Annotated in this window: 16 protein-coding genes; 8 read left to right on the plus strand and 8 right to left on the minus strand. The window is 70.5% G+C overall.

Annotation, left to right across the window (positions count from 1 at the left end; genetic code table 11):
• Positions 1-94 precede the first annotated feature (94 nt).
• The 3 genes from ABZ477_RS14655 to ABZ477_RS14665 all read left to right on the plus strand — a co-directional run bounded on the left by ABZ477_RS14655 (position 95) and on the right by ABZ477_RS14665 (position 3,885).
• Positions 95-364 (plus strand): multidrug ABC transporter ATPase, encoded by a 270-nt coding sequence (locus tag ABZ477_RS14655; protein ID WP_360134460.1) that lies wholly within the window; start codon positions 95-97, stop codon positions 362-364.
• Positions 365-373: 9 nt separating this feature from the next.
• Positions 374-2,086, plus strand: a complete 1,713-nt coding sequence (locus tag ABZ477_RS14660) for a helicase-associated domain-containing protein (protein WP_360134463.1) — start codon at positions 374-376, stop codon at positions 2,084-2,086.
• A 158-nt stretch (positions 2,087-2,244) separates the two neighbouring features.
• A complete protein-coding gene (locus ABZ477_RS14665; protein ID WP_360134466.1) occupies positions 2,245-3,885 on the plus strand; it encodes a DNA repair helicase XPB in 1,641 nt (546 codons plus the stop codon).
• 3 nt (positions 3,886-3,888) lie between these two features.
• Here the strand turns inward: ABZ477_RS14665 and ABZ477_RS14670 are convergent, their stop codons facing one another.
• Complete coding sequence (locus ABZ477_RS14670) at positions 3,889-4,761, minus strand: alpha/beta fold hydrolase (RefSeq protein ID WP_360134469.1); 873 nt, start codon at positions 4,759-4,761, stop codon at positions 3,889-3,891.
• Positions 4,762-4,834: 73 nt separating this feature from the next.
• Here ABZ477_RS14670 and ABZ477_RS14675 point away from each other — a divergent pair, with 73 nt between their 5' ends.
• The gene (locus ABZ477_RS14675; RefSeq protein ID WP_360134472.1) at positions 4,835-5,386 is read left to right on the plus strand and encodes a TetR family transcriptional regulator; all 552 of its coding nucleotides are present in this window, start codon (positions 4,835-4,837) and stop codon (positions 5,384-5,386) included.
• A gap of 3 nt (positions 5,387-5,389) precedes the next feature.
• Here the strand turns inward: ABZ477_RS14675 and ABZ477_RS14680 are convergent, their stop codons facing one another.
• From ABZ477_RS14680 to folE, 4 genes are read right to left on the minus strand one after another with little or no spacing between them, the layout of a single operon-like run.
• Positions 5,390-6,097 carry a pyrimidine reductase family protein gene (locus tag ABZ477_RS14680; protein ID WP_360134475.1) on the minus strand — a complete coding sequence of 236 codons (708 nt, stop codon included), beginning with the start codon at positions 6,095-6,097 and terminating at the stop codon, positions 5,390-5,392.
• A complete protein-coding gene (folP, locus tag ABZ477_RS14685) occupies positions 6,094-6,990 on the minus strand; it encodes a dihydropteroate synthase (RefSeq protein ID WP_360134478.1) in 897 nt (298 codons plus the stop codon). The genes ABZ477_RS14680 and folP overlap by 4 nt, the downstream gene beginning before the upstream one ends.
• Positions 6,987-8,210 (minus strand): FAD-dependent oxidoreductase, encoded by a 1,224-nt coding sequence (locus ABZ477_RS14690; protein ID WP_360134481.1) that lies wholly within the window; start codon positions 8,208-8,210, stop codon positions 6,987-6,989. Before ABZ477_RS14690 ends, folP begins: the two co-directional genes overlap by 4 nt.
• Positions 8,195-8,806, minus strand: a complete 612-nt coding sequence (gene folE, locus ABZ477_RS14695) for a GTP cyclohydrolase I (RefSeq protein WP_360134483.1) — start codon at positions 8,804-8,806, stop codon at positions 8,195-8,197. Before folE ends, ABZ477_RS14690 begins: the two co-directional genes overlap by 16 nt.
• Before the next feature lie 87 nt (positions 8,807-8,893).
• Between folE and ABZ477_RS14700 the strand changes: the two genes are divergently transcribed.
• The 4 genes from ABZ477_RS14700 (at position 8,894) to ABZ477_RS14715 (ending at position 12,509) form a co-directional block, all read left to right on the plus strand.
• The gene (locus ABZ477_RS14700; protein ID WP_360134486.1) at positions 8,894-9,544 is read left to right on the plus strand and encodes a helix-turn-helix domain-containing protein; all 651 of its coding nucleotides are present in this window, start codon (positions 8,894-8,896) and stop codon (positions 9,542-9,544) included.
• 64 nt (positions 9,545-9,608) lie between these two features.
• A complete protein-coding gene (locus ABZ477_RS14705) occupies positions 9,609-10,301 on the plus strand; it encodes a response regulator transcription factor (protein WP_360134489.1) in 693 nt (230 codons plus the stop codon).
• Between the two features lie 145 nt (positions 10,302-10,446).
• A complete protein-coding gene (locus tag ABZ477_RS14710; RefSeq protein WP_360134492.1) occupies positions 10,447-12,096 on the plus strand; it encodes an ATP-binding protein in 1,650 nt (549 codons plus the stop codon).
• Between the two features lie 125 nt (positions 12,097-12,221).
• The gene (locus ABZ477_RS14715; RefSeq protein ID WP_360134495.1) at positions 12,222-12,509 is read left to right on the plus strand and encodes a WXG100 family type VII secretion target; all 288 of its coding nucleotides are present in this window, start codon (positions 12,222-12,224) and stop codon (positions 12,507-12,509) included.
• A gap of 134 nt (positions 12,510-12,643) precedes the next feature.
• Here the strand turns inward: ABZ477_RS14715 and groL are convergent, their stop codons facing one another.
• The 3 genes from groL to ABZ477_RS14730 form a co-directional block, all read right to left on the minus strand.
• Positions 12,644-14,263, minus strand: coding sequence for a chaperonin GroEL (groL, locus tag ABZ477_RS14720; protein WP_360134498.1), 1,620 nt, complete (start codon positions 14,261-14,263; stop codon positions 12,644-12,646).
• Between the two features lie 196 nt (positions 14,264-14,459).
• On the minus strand, positions 14,460-14,663 hold the full coding sequence (locus ABZ477_RS14725; RefSeq protein WP_360134501.1) for a cold-shock protein: 204 nt from the start codon (positions 14,661-14,663) through the stop codon (positions 14,460-14,462).
• Positions 14,664-14,803: 140 nt separating this feature from the next.
• The gene (locus ABZ477_RS14730; RefSeq protein ID WP_360134504.1) at positions 14,804-15,412 is read right to left on the minus strand and encodes a LytR C-terminal domain-containing protein; all 609 of its coding nucleotides are present in this window, start codon (positions 15,410-15,412) and stop codon (positions 14,804-14,806) included.
• Between the last annotated feature and the right edge of the window lie 15 nt (positions 15,413-15,427).

Below are 15,427 nucleotides of genomic sequence, written 5' to 3' on the forward strand. Positions count from 1 at the left end.
GGAAAAGCCCGCGCTCGGCGGGCATGACGGAATGCGGACCAATGGGCCCTCCCCCAAGCCTACGGCACCGCCCGCACCCGGTAGGCTGATGCGGATGAGCACGCGCAACAGCGGCCCGGATCTGCCCGTCCGGCGGATCGATCGCATCCTCGCCTACATGGCACTCGGCCTCACGATCGTGTCGATCGTCTGCTTCTTCGCGGTCATCCTCGCGCGTCCGCTCGGGGTCAGCGACTTCAGCACGGGCGTCTGGCCCCTCGTCGTCGTGCTGCCCCTCATCGCGCTGCCGATCGCCTTCATCCTGATCATCGCCCTGCTCATCGTCAGCTTCGTGCGACGCTCACGTGCCAACAAAGGGGCATAGGCGACCGAGATGACCACCGGTGAGCGGTCGCTCGCGATGTGGCTGGCGACCCGCGACGATGCGGCGCTGGCCGAGACCTTCGCGCTGCGCTCCGTCTCGCCGACCGTCCCCTGGCACGACTTCTTCGACGCCGCCGACGCGCTCCTGGATGCAGCGTCCGTCGATCGCGCGCTCGTGCGCCTCCCGCGTCCCGCGCTCGTCGCCCTTTCGAACGGCGTGACCGACGAGGACCGCCCCCTCGTCGAGCCGCTCGCGCTCGTCGATGCCGCGGGTGAGCCCTATCCCGCGATCGCGGAGCGCGTCGCGGCGGCGGCTGCGGCGGCGCCGGAGGCGTTCGAGACGGATGCCGCTCCCGAGCAGCCGACGCCCGCCGATCCGTCGGCATCCGCAGCGGCCGCCGAGCGCGCGTTCGGATCGATCGGGGCGCTCGCCGACCTCCTGATCGCGACGCAGCACACGCCTCTCTCCCGCACGGGCGCCGGACCTGTCAGCGCCGCGGACCGCAAGCGGCTGACGGATGCCGGGGCGATCGACTCGCCGGAAGACCTCGACGATCTCGTGGCGGCTGCCTCCGCCGCGGGACTCATCGACGGGACCGACCGCGAGTGGACCGTGAGCGAGGCCGCCGACGCCTGGCTGCGGGCGGTGACCACGACGCGCTGGGCCGATGTCGTCGAGGGACTGCGGGCGAGCCTGCGCCCCGGGCTGCGCACACCCGAGGGTGGCTTCCTTCCGCTCTCCGCGTGGCCGCAGCGCTACCCCCTCGACCCCGAATGGCCCGCGATCGCCGCGCGGCAGCGACGGCTCGCGGAGCGCTGGGGCCTTGTGACGCCCGAGGGCGACGAGCCCGCGTGGGCCGCGAGCCTTCGACGCGGCGAGGGGGCCGACGCCGCAGGACTGGCCGGGTTCCTCCCGGCCGAGATCGACCGCATCTACCTCCAGGCCGACCTGTCGGCGATCGCGCCCGGGCCTCTCGCGCCGGCGCTCGACCTGCGCCTTCGACGCATCGCGGTCCGCGAGTCGCGGGCCCAGGCATCCACGTACCGGTTCACGGCGGAGTCTCTCGTCGCGGGGATGACGGAGGGCGAGTCGGCGGAGTCCGTCCGGGAGTTCCTCGCGCAGCTCTCGCTGACCGGCATCCCCCAGCCCCTCGAGTACCTCATCACGAGCACGGCCGCCCGCCACGGTCTCGTCCGCGTCGGCGTCGACGGCAACGGCAACACCGCGATCACGAGCACCGAGCCGAGCGTGCTCGACGCGATCTCCGTCGACCAGGCGCTGCGGCCGCTGGGTCTCGTGCGCGACGGCCGCCAGCTCATCACGCGCGCGGGGCGCGACGTCGTGTACTGGTCGCTCGCCGACGCGCGATACCCCGTCGTCGCGCTCGACGAGTACGGCGCGCCCGCCCCGATCGTGCGACGTCGTGCGCCGCGTCGCACCGAGGCCGACGGCCCCGTGCACTCGTACGCCCCGCTCGTCGCCCGGCTGCGCGAGACGCACGGCACGGATTCGGATGCCGCGTGGCTGGGCCGCGAACTCGAGCAGGCCGTGCGCGCCCGCTCGATCATCGCCGTGGTCGTGCGCCTCCCCGACGGCGCGGAGCGCTCGTTCACGCTCGAGGCGACGGGTCTCGGCGGCGGCCGCCTGCGCGGGCGGGACCGGAGCGCCGACATCGAGCGGACGCTCCCCGTCTCGAGCATCGTGAGCGTGCGCCCGGCCTGACCCACCGCGGATCGTCAGGTCGACCACGCATCGGGAGGCGGGATCGCGCCGATTCGACCTGCAGATCCGTGGTTGACCTGTGGATCGGGGCGGCCGGCGCGTCTGCGGCGGGGACGAGCGGATGCCGGGGCCTGCGGCGCCCGGTAAACTAGACCGCTATGGCTGACGGCCCTCTCATCGTGCAGAGCGACCGGACGGTGCTGCTCGAAGTCGCCCATCCGGACGCGGAAAGCGCGCGCCACGAGCTCGCGATCTTCGCCGAGCTGGAGCGCGCGCCCGAGCACATCCACACGTACCGGATCACGCGCCTCGGACTCTGGAACGCCCGAGCGGCGGGCCACGACGCCGACGACATGCTCGCGACGCTCGACAACTGGTCGCGCTTCCCCGTGCCGCCGTCGGTGTCGATCGACATCCGCGAGACGGTCGGCCGCTACGGCCGCCTCGTCATCGAGCGCGACGACGAGGGCGCCCTCATCCTTCGATCGACGGATGCCGCGGTGCTCGCCGAAGTCTCGAAGAACAAGCGCATCCAGCCCCTGCTGATCGGCCGCCCCTCCCCCGACGCCTTCCAGGTCGACGCGTGGGCGCGCGGGCACATCAAGCAGGAGCTCCTGAAGATCGGGTGGCCCGCGGAGGACCGTGCCGGCTACACGCCGGGGACGCCGCATCCCATCGATCTCGAGGAGGACGGCTGGAACCTGCGGCCCTATCAGCGCCTCGCGGTCGACAAGTTCAGCGACGGCGGCTCGGGAGTCGTCGTGCTCCCCTGCGGCGCCGGCAAGACCCTCGTCGGCGCGGCCGCGATGGCCGACACGAAGACGACGACCCTCATCCTCGTGACGAACACCGTGAGCGCGCGGCAGTGGCGCGACGAACTGCTCAAGCGGACGTCGCTCACGCCGGAGGAGATCGGCGAGTACTCGGGCCAGGTCAAAGAGGTCAAGCCCGTCACGATCGCGACGTACCAGATCCTCACGGCCAAGCGGAAGGGCGAGTACGCCCACCTCGCGCTGCTCGACGCGCTCGACTGGGGCCTCATCGTCTACGACGAGGTGCACCTGCTCCCCGCGCCGGTCTTCAAGCTCACCGCCGACCTGCAGGCTCGTCGGCGCCTCGGCCTCACCGCGACCCTCGTGCGCGAGGACGGCCGCGAGGGCGACGTCTTCAGCCTCATCGGCCCCAAGCGGTTCGACGCTCCCTGGAAGGAGATCGAGGCGCAGGGCTTCATCTCCCCCGCCGCCTGCTACGAAGTGCGCGTCGACCTGCCGGCCGGCGACCGGCTCGAGTATGCGGCGGCCGCCGACGAAGAGCGCTACCGCCTCGCCGCGACGGCCCACGCGAAGATCGGCGTCGTGCGCGATCTCGTCGAGCGCCACGCAGGCGAGCGCATCCTCGTGATCGGGCAGTACCTCGACCAGATCGACATCCTGTCCGAAGCCCTGAACGCGCCGAAGATCACGGGAGCAACGCCCGTCGATGAGCGCGAGCAGCTCTACCAGGCGTTCCGCGAGGGCTCCATCGACGTCCTCGTCGTGTCGAAGGTCGCGAACTTCTCGATCGACCTGCCCGAGGCATCCGTCGCCATCCAGGTGTCGGGCTCGTTCGGATCGCGGCAGGAGGAGGCGCAGCGCCTCGGCCGACTGCTGCGGCCGAAGCAGTCGGGCAACACCGCGAGCTTCTACACGCTCATCGCGCGCGACACCGTCGACCAGGACTTCGCGCAGAACCGCCAGCGGTTCCTCGCCGAGCAGGGCTACAGCTATACGATCCTCGACGCCGACCAGGTCGCGGCCTGATCGCTACGGGAACAGGAACTCGGCGATCCGCCGCGTGACCGCTTCGGGGTTGTCGTCGACGAGGTAGTGCGCTCCGCGGGGGACGAACTCCACCGTCGTGTGCGGTGCGTCGTCGGGGTTGACCTCGAGCGCGTCCTTCGGCAGAAGCGCGTCGTCCGCTCCGAACAGGACGAGCGTCGGGGTGTGCAGCACGCGGCCGAGGTAGGCGCCCCGCAGGGCCTTCATGAACCCGGGGAGGATGAGGCCGCGGTACAGCTTCGAGGCGGCTCGTGCCCGCGCGGGATCGCGCAGAGCTTCAAGATATGCCGAGACATCCGCCTCCCCCTTGGGCCGGATCTCGGATAGGCGGAGTATGTAGCGCGCGAGCCGCTGTCGACCGCGGGAGAGGAGCATGGGCCCGAGGCCGGGCGTCGCGACCGCCCACTGGAACCACAGATGCGGCATCGCCTTCATGAGTCCCACGACGAGCGCGCGATTCATGCGGAAATACGGGGCGGGCACGGCGATCGCGACGAAGCGGCGAATACGCCCCGGGGCGTCGAGGCAGAGGTCGAAGCCGACGAGTGCACCCCAGTCGTGGGCGACGAGATCGACCTGATCCAGACCCAGACGATCGAGGAGCGAAATGACATCGCGCCTCACCGTCGCCGAGTCGTATCCGGACGCCGGCGCTTCGGTCTCGCCGGCGCCGCGGAGGTCGGGTGCGATCAGGTGCGCGCGCTCGCACAGAGCCGACATGACGGGCGCCCACTCCCGCGCGCTCTGCGGAAACCCGTGAAGCATGAGCACGGGTGCTCCGGCACCCGATTCCGTCACATGCATGCGCAGTCCGTTCGCGGTGACCGTGCGCGAGCGGATAGCGGTCGTCTCGGTCATCACGTCAATCTACTACGGACGTAGTGCCATGTCACTACAGTCATAGTTCCGTGGAAGAGATAGGCTCCCGACGATGACTACGACCCGCGAACGGGCACTTGCCGCCGCCGTCGAACTCGTCGGGACGCACGGCATCAGAGCGCTCACCCACGCACGGGTCGATGCGCAGGCACGGCTCCCACGCGGCTCGACCTCCAACCACTTCCGTACCCGCGCCGCCCTGCTCTCGGGCGTCGCGGCATGGATCGCTGAGAACGAGGCGCGGGACCTGTCCGGCGTCCTCGGGCAGCCTTTCGAGGACGTCGACGGGTTCGTCGACCTGTTCACTCAGGGCATCGAGCTGCTGACGGGCCCGTACGCGATACGGACCCGCGCGCGCTACGCGCTGTTCCTCGAGATGGCGTCCGACCCGGAGCTGTTCGCGCCTATGCGCCTCCAGCGCGAAGGGATGGCGGCGTGGACCCTCGGCCTGCTCGTCGAGCTGGGCACACCGCATCCCGACAACGCGGTGCGTGCTTTCATGGCCTTCGGCGACGGCCTCATCCTCCACCGCCTGAGCGTCGATCCCAACGCTCCCGTGCGCGAGAGCGTCGAGGTCGCAGTCCGCGGCTGCCTCGCGACCTGAGTTCTACCGGGCGTAGCGGAGGAAGACGAAGCCCTCGTCGTCGGCGAACGTCCGGGCGAGCTCGAAGCGACGATCTGCCTCGGGCGCGCCGCGCACGATGCGGCCCGCCTGTCCCCCGACGAACCGCGGCGCGAGAGTCACGCATACCTCGTCGACGAGATCCGCCTCGAGCAGCGAGCCGAACAGGTGCGGGCCGCCCTCGCACAGCACCTGGGTGAGTCCGAGCGCCGCGAACTCCCGCAGCATCGCGGCGAGGTCGACGGACGCGCGGCCGCAGACGAGCAGATCGGCGACCTCGGCGAGCGCCGAACGCCGCTCCTCGGGCGCGTCGGCGCGGGTCACGAGGATGGGCCGGGTGACAGCATCCGTGAAGACCTCGTCGTCGGGGGTGAGGCCGAGCGACCGCGACACGACCGCGAGGCGCGGCTGAGGCGCAAGTCCTCGCTCGCGCCGCCACGCGGCATCCGCCTCCGACAGCTCGAGCCCGCCGTACCCCTCGGCGCGGACGGTGCCGGCGCCGACGACCACGACGTCGCACAGGGTCCGCATCACCTCCATGACGGCGCGATCCGTCTCGCCGCCGAGCCCGCCGCTGCGTCCCCGCAACGTGACGGCGCCGTCGGCGCTTTCGACGAAGTTCATGCGCACGCGCGTCTCGTCCCGATCCGGCAGAGCGTAGATCTCGAACAGCTCGTCGCGCGACGGGGTCACGAGTTGCCCTCCGGCCGCGTGTTGTGCAGGAGGTAGGCGGGCTCACGCCAGCCCTCGATCGCCTCGATCATGCGCAGCGCGTCGACGGTCTCGCGCACGTTGTGGGCGCGGATGATCCGCGCACCCTGCACGGCGCAGTACACGGCGGCCGCGATCGACCCCGACAGCCGCTCCGCGCGCTCGCGGTCGAGGCTCTCGCCGATGAAGTCCTTGTTCGAGACGGCGGCCAGGAGCACTCCCCCGAGCTGCGTCAGCTCGCCGAAGCGCCGCGTCAGCTCGAGCGAGTGCAGCGTGTTCTTGTTGAGGTCGTGCCCCGGGTCGAGGATGATGCGGTCCGGCCGCACGCCGCGCTCGAGCGCGAGGTCGCGCCGGGACTCGAGGAAGCCCGCGACGTCTCCGATCACGTCGTCGTAGTGCGGGAGCGGGTGCTGCGTCCTCGGCGCCGCGAGGCTGTGGGCGATGACGACCGTCGCGTCGCCGGCGGCCACGACGTCCGCCATCCGCGGATCGCGCAGCCCCGTCGTGTCGTTGACGATGCTCGCACCCGCGTCGATCGCGGCGCGCGCCACCTCCGGGTGGAACGTGTCGACGCTCACCGCGATGTAGGGCGCGAGCGCCTCGACGACCGGGACGACGCGGGCGATCTCGTCGTCGATGGGCAGCGGCGCGCCCGGCGCGAACGGGACCCCGCCGACGTCGATGATCTCGGCGCCGGCGGCCGCAGCATCCCGTCCCGCCTGGACGGCCGCGTCGAGCGCGAACGTCGCCCCGCGGTCGTAGAACGAGTCCGGGGTGCGGTTGACGATCGCCATGACGGCGATGCGCCGGGAGAAGTCGATCGTGCGCCCGCCGAACGTGCGCACGGGATGGTCGATGCGCGGCCCGCCCGTCACGAGGCCGCGAGCCGCTCGAGGTCGACCGACTCGTCGCGCAGCTCGTCGGGCGAGACGGGCTTCGCGTCGCGGATGAGCTTCTGCAAGTCGTCCTGCACGTCCCAGACGTTGACGTTCATCGCGCCCACCACGCGCTTCCCGTCGTGCCAGAAGGCGATGAACTCGCGCCCTGCGACATCGCCGCGCGTGACGAGCTGCGCGTCCTTCATGAGCGGCGGGTAGCCCGAAAGCTCCATCCCAAGGTCGAACTGGTCGGTGTAGAAGTACGGGATCGAATCGTGGGACGCCGGCATCCCGAGCATCGACCGTGCCACGACCGCGCCCGCTTTGAGGGCGTTGTCCCAGTGCTCGCTGCGCAGGTGCCGCTGGATGACCGGGTGGTAGGCGTTCGCGACATCTCCCGCGGCGTAGACGTCGGAAGCGCTCGTGCGCAGCGCCGAGCCGGTCCGGATGCCGTTGTCCACCGTGATCCCCGCGTCCTCGGCGAGCGAGACGTTCGGCACGGCGCCGACGCCGATCACGACGAGGTCGGCCGGCACCTCCTCGCCGCCCACGACGACCGCCTCGGCCCGGTCGGATCCTGTGATCCGCTCGACCTGGACCGAGGGCCGCAGATCGACGCCCTTCTCGAGGTGCAGATCGCGGAAGACCGCCCCCATCTCGTCGCCGACCGCCGCCGCGAGCGGGATCGGATCGCGCTCGAGCACCGTCACCTCGTTGCCGAGGCTGCGGGCCGTCGCCGCGACCTCCATCCCGATCCACCCCGAACCGATGAGCACGAGCCTCTTGCCGCCGCCGCGCAGCTCCGCGGCGAGCGCGTCCGAGTCGTCGATCGTCCGCAGCATCCGGACGCCGGCGAGGTCGGCCCCCTCGAGCGGCAGCCGCCGCGGCGACGAGCCGGTGGCGAGCAGCAGCGCGTCGTAGGTCAGGCTCGAGCCGTCCTCGAGCTCGAGGCGGTGCGCCGCCGGGTCGAGTGCGATGGCCGCGACGCCGGTGCGCAGCTCGGCGCGCCCGTCGCGGTACCAGTCGGCGGGATGCAGGATGACAGCATCCGTCCCCTCTTCGCCCTGCAGGTACCCCTTGGACAGGGGCGGGCGCTGGTAGGGCGGATGCTGTTCCGCCGCGACGACCGTCACGTCGCCGTCGAAGCCCTCGTCGCGGAGCGTCTCGACCGCCGTGCCTGCGGCGAGCCCTCCGCCCACGATCACGTAGTGCGCCATGTGTCCTCCTCGTGCGCCGCCTGCATGAATCGTGCCCGGATTCCGGGGTCGTCCGCCACCTCGCCCGTGAACGCCGTCGTGACGGTCGCCGCGCCCTGCGCGCGGATGCCGCGCGCCGACATGCACAGGTGCTCCGCCGTCATGACGACCCCGACACCGCGCGGCGCGAGGGTCACGTCGAGATGGTCGGCGATCTGCATCGTGAGCCGCTCCTGCACCTGCAGGTCGCGTGCGAACCAGTCGACGACGCGCGCGAGCTTCGACAGCCCCACGATGCGATCGCCCGGGAGATAGCCCACGTGCGCGACGCCCCGGAACGGCAGCAGGTGGTGGCGGCAGAGCGACGTGAACGGGATGCCGCGGACCAGCACGAGGTCGTGATAGCCCTCGTCGTTCGGGAACGACGTCATGGCGAAGGGCTGGGGCTCGAGCAGCTCGAGCAGTCCTGCCACCACGCGCCGAGGCGTGTCGGCGAGGTGCTCGTCATCGAGATCGCGCCCCAGCGCGCGCAGCAGATCGGCGACGGCGTCCGCGGCGCGATCGGCGTCGATCGCGGAGTCGACCGGGTGGAGTCTCGCTGCGCCCGACGGAGTCATCGGTGATCCCTTCGCCTGTTGATCGCGAGGCTAGATCGGGAAGTTTCTTTTGTCAATGACTCTTGCTTTTAGAGCTATACTCGCCCCATGGTGGCCCTCAATCGCATCGACGCGATCGCGGCGCTCGACGACCCCGTCCGCCGGCGCCTGTATCGCCTGACGACGGACCGTCCCGTGGGGCGGGACGAGGCAGCCGATCTCGTCGGCATCCCGCGCAGCACCGCCGCCTTCCACCTCGACCGCCTCGCCGACGCGGGCCTCGTGACGGTCTCGTACCGGCGTCTCTCGGGTCGGAGCGGTCCCGGCGCGGGGCGTCCGTCCAAGCTCTACGCCGCGGCATCCGCCGATGTCGTGGGGAGCGTCCCTGAGCGGCACTACGAGCTCGCGGGCGACCTGCTGGCGTCGGCGATCGAGCGCTCGGAGGTCGACGGCGTGCCCGTGCGCGACGCGCTGGCAGCCGAGGCGCACGCCACGGGCGTCGAGCTGGGCGCCCGCAGCGCCGATCTCACGGAGGCGCTCACGCGGTGCGGGTTCGAGCCCGCGGACGACGGCGCGCACGGCGTGCGGCTGGAGAACTGCCCGTTCCACGCCCTCGCCTCAGCCCACACCTCGCTCGTGTGCGCCGCGAACGTCTCGTTCGTCTCGGGGCTCGCCGAGGGCGCGGGCGACCCCCGCGAATCGCTCCTCGAGCCGCGCGACGGCCACTGCTGCGTCGCCGTGCGGCCGCGTGCGCAGTGACGCGGAGCCGCCCTTCCCGCCCGATATCCCAACCCCGGCGTGATTACCTCGCCATAATGAACGCATGACCGCACCGCGCATCCTGGTCGTCGACGACGAGCCGAACATCCGCGACCTGCTCATCACGAGCCTCCGCTTCGCGGGGTATCAGGTGAGGGCCGTGTCCAACGGCGCCCAGACGATCTCGGCCGTTCTCGAGGAGGAGCCCGACCTCATCATCCTCGACGTCATGCTCCCCGACATGAACGGGTTCAGCGTCACGAAGCGGCTCCGCGGCGCCGGCTACACGGCTCCGATCCTCTTCCTCACGGCGAAGGACGAGACCGAGGACAAGATCACGGGCCTCAACGCCGGCGGCGACGACTACGTCACGAAGCCCTTCTCCCTCGACGAGATCGTGGCGCGCATCCAGGCGATCCTGCGCCGCACGATGCAGGCCGACGAGGAATCGGTCATCCGCGCCGGCGAGCTGACGATGGACCAGGACACCCACGACGTGGTCGTCGGCGACGTCTCGATCGACCTGTCCCCCACGGAGTTCAAGCTCCTGCGCTACCTCATGCTCAACCCCAACCGGGTGCTGTCGAAAGCGCAGATCCTGGACCACGTGTGGGAGTACGACTTCAACGGCGACGCGGGCATCGTCGAGAGCTACATCTCCTACCTGCGCCGTAAGATCGACCCGCACTCGACCGAGCCCCTCATCCAGACCAAGCGCGGCTTCGGCTACATGCTGAAGGCGGGCAAGACCGCCTGACCGGCGCGAGGGGAAGGCGAGCGCCCTGGCGAAGAAGTCCGATGCCGTCACGCGCTGGTGGCGCGGCATCAGCCTGCGCGCGAAGGTCACCGGCGTCACCGTCGCCCTCCTCGTCGTAGGGCTCGTCGCGGCGGGGATCGGCACGATGGCGTTCCTCCGCAACGCCCTCATCGTCAGTCTCGACGAGCAGCTCCAGCAGCTGACATCGACGGATGTCGCGGTCAACGCCGTCCTCGAGATCGAGGTCTCCGCGGGCGACGTCTCGTTCAAGAGGAAGCCCGACGCCGCGACGGACTACTTCGTGGCGATCTACGGGCCGGAGGGCGACTTCATCATCAGCGCGGGCGGCGACGAGGATGCCGTCCAGCCCGACTATCCCGAGACGATCACGCTCCAGCGCACGCAGGAACGGGGACTCACGCCGTTCGAGATTCCCGGTGAGGACGGCGGCTCGGTGTTCCACGCGAGCACGGACGTCCTCCAGCCGGCCGGCGCGAGCGCCCTCTACACGCAGCTGGTCGCGATGCCGATCGCACCCATCAACCGCGTCGTGACGACCTACCTCGGCATCTACAGCATCCTGGCCCTCATCACGATCATCGCGGGCGCGTTGCTGACCCGGTGGCTCGTCACGCTCACGTTCCGCAGCCTCGGCCAGGTCGAGTCGACGGCCATGACGATCGCGGCGGGCGACTTCGGTCAGCGCATGACCGACATCGAGCCCACGACGACCGAGGTCGGGCGGCTCAAGACGGCCATCAACGCGATGCTCGACCGCATCGACGGCGCCCTCTCGCAGCGCGATGCGACGGTCCGGCAGATGCGACGCTTCATCGGCGACGCGAGCCACGAGCTGCGCACGCCGCTCGTGACGGTCCGCGGCTACGCGGAGCTGTACCGCATGGGCGCGATCGACGGCGACGACGACGTCGCGCAGGCGATGGATCGCATCGAGTCGGAGGCCAAGCGCATGGGCCTGCTCGTGGAGGACCTTCTCGCTCTCGCCCGGTTGGACGAGCGCCGTGACGTCGTCATCGCCCCCGTCGATCTGCGCCCCGTCGCGCGGGATGCCGCGATGGACGTGCGCGCGGCGTCTCCGCATCGCCCGGTCACGGTCATCGACACGACGATCCCGGAGTCGCGGCCGGCGAGCGATGCCGGATCCGAGCCCCTGGCACCCGAACCCGAGACCCCGAAGACGCGACGGGGAGGCGCGGGCCGGCCGTCGATCGGCCGAGCAGGCGGCACGCTGTCGCTCCTGCGGAGGCGACCGAAGCCGGTCCCCGCCGTCCAGACGCCCTCGGCGGGTCCGACGCCTCCCGTCGCCCCCGTCGACCTCGGTGCGACGATGGGCGACCCGGCCACGCCGCCCCTCGTGCTCGGCGACGAGAACCGCATCCGGCAGGTCGTCGCCAACCTGCTCGGCAATGCGCGGCGCTTCACGAGCGAGGACTCCCCCATCGAGCTGCGCATCGGCATCGACCCCAGCGCCGAGACCGGCTGGATCGAGGTCATCGACCATGGCGAGGGCGTGCCGGACCAGATCAAGGAGAAGATCTTCCAGCGTTTCTGGCGCGCCGACACGTCCCGCGCGAGGGAGACCGGCGGCACGGGCCTGGGCCTTTCGATCGTCGCATCGATCGTCGAGGCGCTGCACGGCGGCGTCGACGTCGTCGACACGCCGGGCGGCGGTGCGACGTTCCGCGTGGCGCTGCCGCTCGCGATGGAGGCGATCGCCGCCGAGCGCGCGAGCTTCCCGACGCAGCCGATCCCCCGCCTGCGCCACGACGCCTGACCCGTCTCCTCCACAGGCCGCGCGGGCAGTCCCCGACCGCACATCCTCGACGCGGGGGCGGGATGCCGCTCCCCGCGTCCGTAGCGTGTCCCGGGTCCCTTCACCCTGACCCCAGGAGGTTTCCCATGGCCGTCTTCTCCGTCGACAGCGACGCCGTCTTCGCCGCCACCGGCTCGGTGCGCGGCACGATCGAGCGCATCCAGGGCGAGACGCACTCGATGCTCGCGCAGCTGACCCATCTCCAATCCACGTGGTCGGGCGGCGCCGCGATCGCGTTCCAGGGCGCGCTCGACCAGTGGCGCGCGACTCAGCGACAGGTGGAGGAGGCGCTCGCCGGCATCAACCACGCGCTCTCGGTCGCCGGTCGCCAGTACGCGGAAGCCGAGCAGGCATCGATGGCCCTGTTCCGCTGATCCTGGCGTTCAGTGGGCGCTGATCCACCGCGTGGGCCGCCAATCCGTGGAATCGCGGCCACCGAACCCCGAGACGACGAAGGCCCCCTCCGTGAGGAGGGGGCCTTCGTGCGGTTCGCTGGCGCGAGGCGGACTCAGAAGTCCATGCCACCCGTCGGGTCGCCGGCCGGAGCCGAGACCTTCTCGGGCTTGTCGGCGACGACGGCCTCGGTCGTAAGGAACAGGCCGGCGATCGACGCGGCGTTCTGCAGCGCCGAGCGCGTCACCTTGGCGGGGTCGATGATGCCCTGCTGGAACAGGTCGCCGTACTCGCCGGTCGCGGCGTTGAGGCCGTGGCCGGTCGGCAGCTCCGACACCTTGTTCGCGACGACACCGGGCTCGAGACCCGCGTTGAGGGCGATCTGCTTGAGCGGAGCCTCGATCGCGACGCGCACGATGTTGGCACCGGTCGCCTCGTCACCCGAGACCTCGAGGCCCTCGAGGGCCTTCTTGCCGGCCTGGATGAGCGCGACGCCACCACCGGGGACGATGCCCTCCTCGACGGCCGCCTTCGCGTTGCGGACGGCATCCTCGATGCGGTGCTTGCGCTCCTTGAGCTCGACCTCGGTGGCCGCGCCCGCCTTGATGACGGCGACGCCGCCGGCGAGCTTGGCGAGGCGCTCCTGGAGCTTCTCGCGGTCGTAGTCGCTGTCGGTGTTCTCGATCTCGCGGCGGATCTGGGTCACGCGACCCTCGATCTGCGCACCGTCACCGGCACCCTCGACGATCGTGGTCTCGTCCTTGGTGATGATGACCTTGCGCGCACGGCCGAGCAGGTCGAGGGTGGCGTTCTCGAGCTTGAGACCGACCTCCTCGGTGATGACCTGGCCACCCGTGAGGATCGCGATGTCCTGCAGCTGCGCCTTGCGGCGGTCGCCGAAGCCGGGGGCCTTGACGGCGGCCGACTTGAAGATGCCGCGGATCTTGTTGAGCACGAGCGTCGCGAGCGCCTCGCCCTCGACGTCCTCGGCGATGATGACGAGCTCCTTGCCGTCCTGGATCACCTTGTCGACGACGGGCAGAAGGTCCTTGATGTTCGAGATCTTCTGGTTCGCGATGAGGATGTACGGGTCCTCGAAGACGGCCTCCTGGCGCTCCGGGTCCGTGACGAAGTAGGGGTTGATGAAGCCCTTGTCGAAGCGCATGCCCTCGGTGAGCTCGAGCTCGGTGCCGAAGGTCTGCGACTCCTCGACCGTGACGACGCCCTCCTTGCCGACCTTGTCGATCGCCTCGGCGATCAGGTCGCCGATCGTCGGGTCAGCGGCCGAGATGGACGCGGTCGCGGCGATCTCCTCCTTGGACTCGACCTCCTTGGCCGAGGCGAGCAGCTCCGCCGTGATGGCGGCGACAGCCTTCTCGATGCCCTTCTTGAGCGAGATCGGGTCGGCGCCTGCGGCGACGTTGCGCAGGCCCTCGCGGACGAGCGCCTGGGCGAGGACGGTGGCCGTCGTCGTGCCGTCACCGGCGACGTCGTCGGTCTTCTTGGCGACCTCCTTGACGAGCTCCGCGCCGATCTTCTCGTACGGGTCGTCGAGCTCGATCTCCTTGGCGATCGAGACGCCGTCGTTCGTGATCGTGGGGGCGCCCCACTTCTTCTCGAGAACGACGTTGCGACCGCGGGGGCCCAGCGTCACCTTGACGGCGTCCGCCAGAGTGTTGAGGCCGCGCTCGAGACCGCGACGGGCCTCCTCATCGAAAGCGATGATCTTTGCCATGTGTGTGTCGTCCCTCCCGGACGTTGGCTTGGTCTTAGCACTCACTGATACTGAGTGCTAACCCATTCTGGCACTCGCACATGGTGAGTGCAAGCCGCGCGAGCGGCGCCGAAACATGGCGACACCCCGGGGGGCCGAAGCCCTCCGGGGTGTCGGAGTCAGGTTGCGAGGCGGGATGCCGCGGCATCCCGTCGTCTCACGCCACGACGCGGACCGACTCGGCCTGCGGGCCCTTCTGCCCTGTGCCGACCGTGAACTCCACGCGCTGCCCCTCCTCGAGGACGCGGAAGCCGCTCATGTCGATGTTCGAGTAGTGCACGAAGACGTCCTGGCCCTCCGCAACCGTGATGAAGCCGAAGCCCTTCTCGGCGTTGAACCACTTGACAGTGCCCTGCGTCATTTCGAATCACTCCTGTGTAGCCGTGTACTGGGGCCCATCGTATGGTCGGCTCAGAGCGCGCAATCGCGCAGAGGTCATCTGTTGACACAGGTGCCGCGAAGTGTTTACCCGGCCGAAACACCGGCGGTCGAACGGGCGCGTCAGGGGGTCGGCGAGGCCGAGGGGCTGGGCGGATTGCTCGTGCGGTCGAGGCCGATCACGACGACGAGCTGCTTCGTCGTGCTCTCGTCGACGTCGGCCGTCGCAGGGTCGTCGGTGGGCTGGTAGACGTCGCTCTGCGCGACCTGCGCCCCGCCGAGGACGGTCTCGGCGAGGCCGCGCGCGGCGGCTTCGTCCTCGGGGAAGGCGTAGTAGACGGTCGTCTCGGCGAAGTCGGTCACGCCCGCGCCGCTCGCCGTCACGGAGTCCACCGGCCAGCCCGCGGCGACGATCTGGTCCTTCATCTGGGTCGCGAGACCCTCCTCCGGCGTCGCGTTGAGCACGAGGACCGAATAGCTCGTGTCGACGACGCCGGCGACGGTCTCCACGGGCGTCGGGGTGGCGACGGGCTTCGGGTTGAGCTCGATCCGTCCCGACGCGATGAGGGTCGCGAAGATGCCGATGGTGACCAGGACGATCGTCGCGAGCACGGCCCACAGGAACACGACCCAGCCCCGCATGTGGGGGTTCTCGGCGCGGTGCGCGCCGACTCGACCGGACTCCACGGGGAGGTCGTCGAAGCGATCCCTCGGGTAGGTCGATTTCGGCACCAGAGAATGCTACCT

The sequence above is a fragment of the Microbacterium sp. NPDC019599 genome (assembly GCF_040632175.1).
Classification (GTDB): Bacteria; Actinomycetota; Actinomycetes; order Actinomycetales; family Microbacteriaceae; genus Microbacterium.

Coding starts and splice junctions, on each gene's coding strand:
- ABZ477_RS14655 (WP_360134460.1), top strand. CDS start 95: ATGAGCACGCGCAACAGCGGCCCGGATCTGCCCGTCCGGCGGATCGAT.
- ABZ477_RS14660 (WP_360134463.1), top strand. CDS start 374: ATGACCACCGGTGAGCGGTCGCTCGCGATGTGGCTGGCGACCCGCGAC.
- ABZ477_RS14665 (WP_360134466.1), top strand. CDS start 2,245: ATGGCTGACGGCCCTCTCATCGTGCAGAGCGACCGGACGGTGCTGCTC.
- ABZ477_RS14670 (WP_360134469.1), bottom strand. CDS start 4,761: ATGACCGAGACGACCGCTATCCGCTCGCGCACGGTCACCGCGAACGGA.
- ABZ477_RS14675 (WP_360134472.1), top strand. CDS start 4,835: ATGACTACGACCCGCGAACGGGCACTTGCCGCCGCCGTCGAACTCGTC.
- ABZ477_RS14690 (WP_360134481.1), bottom strand. CDS start 8,210: ATGGCGCACTACGTGATCGTGGGCGGAGGGCTCGCCGCAGGCACGGCG.
- folE (WP_360134483.1), bottom strand. CDS start 8,806: ATGACTCCGTCGGGCGCAGCGAGACTCCACCCGGTCGACTCCGCGATC.
- ABZ477_RS14700 (WP_360134486.1), top strand. CDS start 8,894: ATGGTGGCCCTCAATCGCATCGACGCGATCGCGGCGCTCGACGACCCC.
- ABZ477_RS14705 (WP_360134489.1), top strand. CDS start 9,609: ATGACCGCACCGCGCATCCTGGTCGTCGACGACGAGCCGAACATCCGC.
- ABZ477_RS14710 (WP_360134492.1), top strand. CDS start 10,447: ATGGCGTTCCTCCGCAACGCCCTCATCGTCAGTCTCGACGAGCAGCTC.
- ABZ477_RS14715 (WP_360134495.1), top strand. CDS start 12,222: ATGGCCGTCTTCTCCGTCGACAGCGACGCCGTCTTCGCCGCCACCGGC.
- groL (WP_360134498.1), bottom strand. CDS start 14,263: ATGGCAAAGATCATCGCTTTCGATGAGGAGGCCCGTCGCGGTCTCGAG.
- ABZ477_RS14725 (WP_360134501.1), bottom strand. CDS start 14,663: ATGACGCAGGGCACTGTCAAGTGGTTCAACGCCGAGAAGGGCTTCGGC.